Origin of the sequence: Actinomadura sp. CNU-125 (genome assembly GCF_001942465.1) — a bacterium.
Taxonomy (GTDB): Bacteria; Actinomycetota; Actinomycetes; order Streptosporangiales; family Streptosporangiaceae; genus Spirillospora.
In genome coordinates this window covers 1-7,259 of record NZ_MKJY01000272.1, presented here as the reverse complement: position 1 = coordinate 7,259, position 7,259 = coordinate 1, and the positions used below count along the sequence as shown (strand labels likewise).

6 protein-coding genes and 2 pseudogenes are annotated in these 7,259 nt (G+C 71.6%); 5 read left to right on the top strand and 3 right to left on the bottom strand.

Going from position 1 to position 7,259, the window contains the following annotated elements:
* Positions 1 to 50: 50 nt before the first annotated feature.
* On the bottom strand, positions 51 to 422 hold the full coding sequence (locus tag BJF79_RS28160; protein ID WP_075901873.1) for a hypothetical protein: 372 nt from the start codon (positions 420 to 422) through the stop codon (positions 51 to 53).
* Between the two features lie 231 nt (positions 423 to 653).
* On the opposite strand from BJF79_RS28160, the gene BJF79_RS28155 reads away from it, so the two are divergent.
* Positions 654 to 1,643: a 4-hydroxy-3-methylbut-2-enyl diphosphate reductase gene (locus tag BJF79_RS28155; RefSeq protein ID WP_410050149.1), complete on the top strand. Its 990-nt coding sequence runs from the start codon at positions 654 to 656 to the stop codon at positions 1,641 to 1,643.
* Positions 1,644 to 1,677: 34 nt separating this feature from the next.
* Here BJF79_RS28155 and BJF79_RS28150 read toward each other — a convergent pair whose 3' ends face one another.
* Positions 1,678 to 2,169, bottom strand: a complete 492-nt coding sequence (locus BJF79_RS28150) for a DUF6542 domain-containing protein (RefSeq protein WP_075901877.1) — start codon at positions 2,167 to 2,169, stop codon at positions 1,678 to 1,680.
* Between the two features lie 142 nt (positions 2,170 to 2,311).
* Positions 2,312 to 3,723, bottom strand: a pseudogene (locus BJF79_RS28145) (DNA recombination protein RmuC).
* A 175-nt stretch (positions 3,724 to 3,898) separates the two neighbouring features.
* Here BJF79_RS28145 and ychF point away from each other — a divergent pair.
* From ychF to BJF79_RS61955, 4 genes and pseudogenes are all read left to right on the top strand, one after another.
* Complete coding sequence (ychF, locus tag BJF79_RS28140; RefSeq protein ID WP_075901875.1) at positions 3,899 to 4,990, top strand: redox-regulated ATPase YchF; 1,092 nt, start codon at positions 3,899 to 3,901, stop codon at positions 4,988 to 4,990.
* A 531-nt stretch (positions 4,991 to 5,521) separates the two neighbouring features.
* Positions 5,522 to 6,283 (top strand): conjugal transfer protein, encoded by a 762-nt coding sequence (locus BJF79_RS28135; protein ID WP_262402691.1) that lies wholly within the window; start codon positions 5,522 to 5,524, stop codon positions 6,281 to 6,283.
* Positions 6,284 to 6,355: 72 nt separating this feature from the next.
* Positions 6,356 to 6,623, top strand: a pseudogene (locus tag BJF79_RS28130) (hypothetical protein).
* A gap of 32 nt (positions 6,624 to 6,655) precedes the next feature.
* On the top strand, positions 6,656 to 7,249 hold the full coding sequence (locus BJF79_RS61955; RefSeq protein WP_075901871.1) for a conjugal transfer protein: 594 nt from the start codon (positions 6,656 to 6,658) through the stop codon (positions 7,247 to 7,249).
* Positions 7,250 to 7,259 lie beyond the last annotated feature (10 nt).

Genomic DNA, 7,259 nt, shown 5'->3' with positions numbered 1-7,259 from the left:
TGCCGACCGAGATCTCCCCGTCGGGACGGCGCCGCACCTGGGCGCCGTCCTCACGGGCCGCCGATGAACGCGACGCCGGGCGCGACGGACGCGACGGGCGCGCCGGTCGCGCTCCGCCGGGGCCGGACCGGCTCCGGTTCGGGCTCGGGCTCGGCGTCCTCGCCGCCGCGGACGCGTTCGACCACGGTGCCGACGACCTTCTCGGCGGTGTGCTGCACGTCGTCGCGCAGGCGCCCGATCACCGGCTTCACGCCGCCGCCCTCGGTGATCTCCTTGTAGTCGCGGGTCATCCGGTCCCCGAGCAGCAGCGCCCGGCCGACACCGAACATGGCCAGCCGGACGGCGTGCAGCGGGAGGTCGCGGACCTGCTCGCCCACCGTGTCCTGCACCTGCTGCTTGAGGCGGCGCGGCGATCTCGTCATGGTCTTTCCTCTTCCTGCCGTCCTTATCACGGAGCTCGGGAGCACACGTACGGTCGTCGAAACTCACTCTGCCCCATGGGTGCGATCACGGTCACCCCGGGTTAATGTCTTTCTGTCCAAAAACGGCGTGCGGTCGGTCACAATCCGACCGGAACCCTTGCGCCGAGGGCGCTGCGGCCCCGGGCGGGGCGTCCCGGCGGCCGTGCCGCGGCCCGTACGGCGGCTCGTACGATGGTGGACATGACCGCTGACAGCCAGCCCGCCGGAACCCGGGGCCGTGTCCTGCTCGCCAAGCCGCGTGGTTACTGCGCCGGCGTCGACCGGGCCGTGGAGACGGTCGAGGTCGCCCTCAAGCAGTACGGGGCGCCGATCTACGTCCGCAAGCAGATCGTCCACAACGTCCACGTGGTGAAGACCCTGGAGGAACAGGGCGCGATCTTCGTGGACGAGACCGAGGAGGTCCCCGAGGGCGCGATCGTGGTCTTCTCCGCGCACGGCGTCGCGCCGGTCGTCCACGAGGAGGCCCGCAAGCTGGACCTGCGCACCATCGACGCCACGTGCCCGCTGGTGACGAAGGTGCACAAGGAGGCCGTCCGGTTCGCCGCGCAGGACTACGACATCCTCCTGATCGGCCACGAGGGGCACGAGGAGGTCATCGGCACCTCCGGCGAGGCGCCCGACCACATCCACCTGGTCGACGGCCCGGGCGACGTCGCCAACGTGAAGGTCCGCGACCCCGAGAAGGTCGCGTGGCTGTCGCAGACCACCCTCTCGGTCGACGAGACGATCGCGACCGTCGAGAAGCTCCGCGAGCGGTTCCCCAAGCTGACCGACCCGCCGTCCGACGACATCTGCTACGCCACCCAGAACCGGCAGACCGCCGTCAAGGAGATGGCGGCGCAGTCCCAGCTCGTCATCGTGGTCGGCTCCACCAACTCGTCGAACTCGGTGCGGCTCGTCGAGGTCGCCAAGGAGCACGGCGCCGACGACGCCCACCTCGTCGACTACGCCGAGCAGATCGACCCCGCGTGGCTCGAAGGCGTCTCCACCGTCGGCGTGACGAGCGGCGCGTCCGTCCCGGACGAGCTCGTGCAGGGCGTCCTCGCCTGGCTCGCCGACCGCGGCTTCGGCGCCGCCGAGGAGATCGAGTCCGTCCGCGAGAGCATGCGCTTCTCGCTGCCGAAGGAACTCCGCAAGGACCTGCGCATCACGCCGGTCTAACCCCGGCCGGGCGGCCCGGGAGGGCGGCCTCGGGTCAGCCCGCGCCGCCGTGGCGAGGCCCGCGCCGGGCGGACGAGTCGTTCGGCGACTCGTCCCACCGGACCGGGTTCTCGTTCTCCTCCTGCTCGAACAGCCGGACGCCCGCCAGCTTGTCGCGCAGCTCCCGGACGTTCGCCGGGAGCCCGCGCGGCACCGTGATCAGCAGCACCAGCAGGGTGCCGAGGAACAGCCAGGGCGCGGTCGCGGCCAGCGCCGTCAGCAGCCCGACCGTGACGCCGCGCAGCAGCGACCCCTGCCCGACCGTGGTGACGAGCACGGCGGTCAGGGTGGCGAGGAAGAACACCAGCGGCGGGCTGACGGCCAGCGTCAGCAGGTCGGCCGGGCGGGTGGCGAGCGCGGCGAGCACGCAGCCCACCGTGAACCCGCCCCCCGCGAGCAGCGGCAGGTCGAGCCAGCGCGACAGCAGCCCGCACAGCACGGCCGTCCCGAACACCACGACGACGCCGCCGCGCCCGGTCAGCGTCACCGGCCCGGTCGGCCCGGTCGCCGCGAACCGGACGAGCGGGAGCCGGACGAGCGCGAACGTCGCTGCGGCGCGCCCCGCCGCCGTCCCGTCCCGCGCTGGGCGGGCGGCGTGTCGCCCGGAGCGTCGCGTGCCGTCGATGTGCTCATTGCCGCCTCTCTCGCCGATCGCTCTGCTCGGGGACCGGCCGGGCGCCGTACCGCCGGGCGTCGTCCCGGGCGCCCTCCCGCCGGACGATCTCGTCCCGCGGAAGCTCGCCGCCCGGTTCGTCACGGTACGGGCCGTAGGGTTCGTCGGCGCGCGGTTCGTCGCCGTTCGGTGCTTCGACGTGCGGTGCTTCGCCGTACGGTTCGTCGTTTCCGTTGAGCTCCGCCGCCGAAAGCGCGCGCGGGCTCTCCTCCACGGGGCGCGGACCGTCCAGCGAACCGTCGACGACGCCCAGGTCGTTCAAGCGGCGCGCACTGACGAGCACGCGAGTCTCCAGCGAACCCACCGTCCGGTTGTAGGACTTCACCGCGCCGGTGAGCGCGCGGCCCAGTTCGTCGACGTGCTGCCCCATCGTGCCCAGCCGCTCGTACAGTTCTTTACCGAGGTCGAAGACGCCCGTGCGTTACGGGAAAGCGCGGCCTGCTGCCACGCGTACGACGCCGTCCGAAGCATCGTGATGAGCGTCGTGGGGGTGGCGATGTGGACGCGGCGCCGCATCGCGTACTCCAGCAGTTCGGGATCGCGGTCCAGCGCGGGCGCGAGGAACGCCTCGCCCGGGATGAACAGCACGACGAACTCGGGCGCCGGGCTGAACGCCTGCCAGTACGTCTTCGCGGCCAGCCGGTCGACGTGGTCGCGCAGGTGGCGGGCGTGCGCGTCGAGCCGCACCGGATCGCCGCTCTCGGCGGCCTGCAGATAGGCCGCGAGCGACACCTTGGAGTCGACGACGATGCTCTTGCCGCCGACGAGCCGCACGACCATGTCGGGCCGGACCGTCCCGTCCCGCGTCACCGCGCTCGCCTGCTCGTCGAAGTCGCAGTGGTGCGTCATGCCCGCCAGCTCCACGACGCGGCGCAGCTGCAGCTCGCCCCAGCGTCCCCGCGCCTCCGGCCGCTGCAGCGCCCGCACCAGCGACCGCGTCTCGCGGCCCAGCTGCTCGGAACTCTGCCGGACGAAGTCGACCTGCTTGGCCAGCATCGCGTGCGACTCGCGACGGCCCGTCTCCACCTCGCGGAGCTGCTCCTCGACCTTCGCGAGCGTCTCCCGCAGCGGCCCGACCAGATGCTCGACCGCCTGCTGCCGCCGCTCCAGCTCGCCCGCCGCCTCGACTCCCGCCGCCTTCAGCCGCGCGTCCGCCAGTTCGAGGAAGCGCGCGTTGCTGGCGTCCAGCGCGCGCGCCGACAGGTTCTCGAAATGCTCGGCCATCCGCTCCTCGGCGTAGGCGAGCTTCTCCTCGGCGGCCCGCGCCCGCGCGATCAGCGCGCCCTGCCGTCCCGTCGCCAGCGCCCAGCCGGCGACCGCGCCGAAGGCGGCCCCGACGACGAGGCCGACGAGCAGCGCGAGGTCCATCCCTTCATCGTGACAGCGCCGCCGCGAACCGCGACCGCGACGCGCCGGTAAGGGCGGCACGGCGGACAATCGGCGCACTGCCGACCATCACCGGGCGCCGCACGGCGCAGCGAACGCCGCACGGCGGCGGCGTCCCGCACGGCGCGGTGCGTCCGGGCTCGTAAACTTGACCGCCGTGAGCCTCTCCATCGGAATCGTCGGGCTGCCCAACGTCGGCAAGTCCACCCTGTTCAACGCGCTGACCAAGAACGACGCGCTGGCCGCCAACTACCCCTTCGCGACCATCGAGCCCAACGTCGGCGTGGTCGGGGTGCCCGACCCCCGGCTGGCCGCGCTCGCCGACATGTTCGGCTCGGCGAAGACCCTCCCGGCGACGATGGAGTTCGTCGACATCGCGGGCATCGTCAAGGGCGCGTCCGAGGGCCAGGGCCTCGGCAACAAGTTCCTCGCCAACATCCGCGAGACGAACGCGATCTGCCAGGTCATCCGCGCCTTCGAGGACCCCGACGTCACGCACGTGGACGGCGACGTCGCCCCGTCCCGCGACATCGACACGATCAACACCGAGCTGATCCTGGCCGACCTGCAGACCATCGAGAAGGCCCTGCCGCGCCTCGAGAAGGAGGCCCGGACCAAGAAGGACAAGAACCAGCTCGCCGTCGTCGACGCCGTCACCGCCGCGCAGAAGCTGCTCGACGAGGGCGTCACCCTCTTCGCGGGCGCCGACAAGGCCGGCATCGACCTGACGCTCCTGCGCGAGCTGCACCTCCTGACCGCCAAGCCGTTCCTCTACGTCTTCAACCTGGACGAGAGCGAGCTGACGGACGAGTCGCTGCGCGCGCGCCTGCGCGACATGGTCGCCCCCGCCGAGGCGATCTTCCTGGACGCCAAGATCGAGGCCGAGCTGATCGAGCTGCCCGACGACGAGGCCCTCGAACTGCTGCAGGGCATGGGCCAGGACGAGTCGGGCCTGTCGCAGCTCGTCCGGATCGGGTTCGCCACCCTCGGCCTGCAGACCTACCTCACCGCCGGCCCGAAGGAGTCGCGCGCGTGGACGATCCGCAAGGGCGACACCGCGCCCGAGGCCGCGGGCGTCATCCACACCGACTTCCAGCGCGGCTTCATCAAGGCCGAGGTCGTCTCCTTCGACGACCTGACCGCCGCGGGGTCGATGGCGTCCGCCCGTAACGCCGGGAAGGTCCGCATGGAGGGCAAGGAGTACGTCATGCAGGACGGCGACGTCGTGGAGTTCCGCTTCAACGTCTGAGCCCCGCACCGAGGGTGTCGTACCTGGGGAAAACGTGTGACTCACGATGCTTGCCCGATTGTGCCCCTGACGCACCGTTCGGAGGCAGGGGTAGGGGATCGTCACCGTTTGGCAATCTTCCCTGTTCCTGCGGAGGTGGATTGCATTATCCACAACCGCGTGCCGGGGCTGTGCTTCGCTCGGATGCGCTGGAACAATTGACGCTCGTGGTTACGCTGGGCCCGGGGTGGGTTCGGAAAGGACCACCGCGCAACATCTGGACCAGGCACACAGAGCGCGCCGACCTTGGGGGCGAGGCGCGAGCGGAGGCAGGATGGCTCGCAGGTCGGCCGTGAAACGCGGCCGTGAGAACGCCGCGGTCGACGGGACCGCGGCGCCGGGTCTGCCCGTCGACCCGTGGGAGGCGCCGGACGGCCGGGGCCGCGGCCCGCGCGGCGGCCGCTGGTCCGGATCCGGCGGCCGCTGGTGGGTCTGGACGGGCCGCGCCGTCCTCTGGGCGCTGATCATCGTCTCCTGGTCAACGGCATCCGCGTGCCCTTCGAGCGGTACACCGCCGCGGACGAACCGGAGACGACCACCGAGCCCAGGACGTCCGGGCAGCGCACGCAGTTCCCGAGCAGCGCCGCGGGAGCATTCGCCCTGCAGTTCGCCAACGTCTACCTGAATTACAACCAGGAGAAGGCCGCCGACCGCCAGGCCCAATTGCGAACCTTCCTGCCAGAAGGCGCCGACCCGCAATTCGGCTGGAACGGAACCGGAACACTGCAGGTCCAGTCGGTGCAGGTCGCGGGCGTCCAGGCCCGAGACGCGCACAACGCCACCGTCACGCTGCTCGCCCGCACCGGGGACAAATGGCTGCGCCTCGCCGTCCCCGTCTACGCCAACGACACCGGCGCCCTCGTCGTCGCCTCCCGCCCCGCGCTGCTCCCCCCGCCGGCCAAGGCCGCGCTGCCGCAGCAGCAGCCCGGGCAGCGCGACGCCGCCCTCGAAGGCGAACTCAAGCCCATCCTCGTCACGTTCTTCCAGGCCTACGCGCGCAGCGACAAGACCGCCCTGTCCCGATTCGCCGCGGGCAGCCCCATCGGCGGGCTCGCCGGCTCGGTCGAGTACGCCGACGTCGCCGAGGTCGTCGCGCCCCAGGGCGAGGCCGGCGCCCGCACCGTCACGGCGAGCGTCGTGTGGCGCGTCGCGGGCGGCGAACTGGCCCAGAGCTACGAACTCGACATGGTGCGCAAGGACGCGACCTGGTACGTCAAGGACATCCGCGGCACCACCGACCCCGACCCGTCATGAAAGGCCGCGAGATGAACCCCAGACCGTCCCCCCACGCCGAACCAGGAAGGTAAGTCGATGCTGCACCACCTCATGGCGTCGATCCCGATCGAGGTCCTGGCGCGCCCGAGGACGAACTCCAGACGGACCAGCTCGCCGACTTCCTCCGCGGATTCTTCGGCCCGCTGTTCCTCGTGATCGTCTCCATCGTGGCGATCTTCTTCCTGTTCACCCGTGAGATCACACGTTCGTGCAGTTCATCCTCCTGGCGATCGGCATCGGGGTGGTCTTCTACGTGCCCAACATCATCGAGACCGCGGCCAAGGCGATCGCCGCCGCACTGGGACTGGACGTCAGCTGACGCGGAGACCGCACCGGTAGGGGAGTAGGGGCGTGGATCTACCCACGTACACGAACATCTGGCGCATCGAGAAGCGGCTGTACAAGCTGTACGACCTGCGGCTCCCCATGCCGCTGCCGCTCGTCCAGATCGGCGTGTTCCTCGGCGTGTTCGTGCCCTGGATCGTGATGCTGCAACTCGTCGGCGTCCCCTTCGAGTCCCCGTGGCACGTCCTCTACATCGTCCCGCCCGGCATCCTCACCTGGCTGGCGACCCGGCCCGTCATCGAGGGCAAGCGCCTCACCGAACTCCTCCTCTCCCAGGGCCGCTACCTCGCCGAACCCCGCACCTGGGCGCGGCTCACCCCCATCCGCGAACCCCGCGAAGTCGTGATCGTCGCCCGCGTGTGGCGCCGCCCCGGCGCCCCCGCGGCCTCGACCGCGTCGCCGACCGGCCCCACCGCAAGGCGCCGCCGCCCGAGCCCGTCCCCGAGGCCCCCCGCCCGGAGGCGCCCCCCGCGACGCCCCGCCTCGAGAAGACCCCGGGTTCCGGCAAGCGCGGCCTCGTCTCCGGCGTCCGCCGCCCCGGTTCCCCCGGCTTCTCGACGGCCATGCGCCCGCCGACGCGTCCGGCGGCGAACCCGGTGACAAGAAGGTC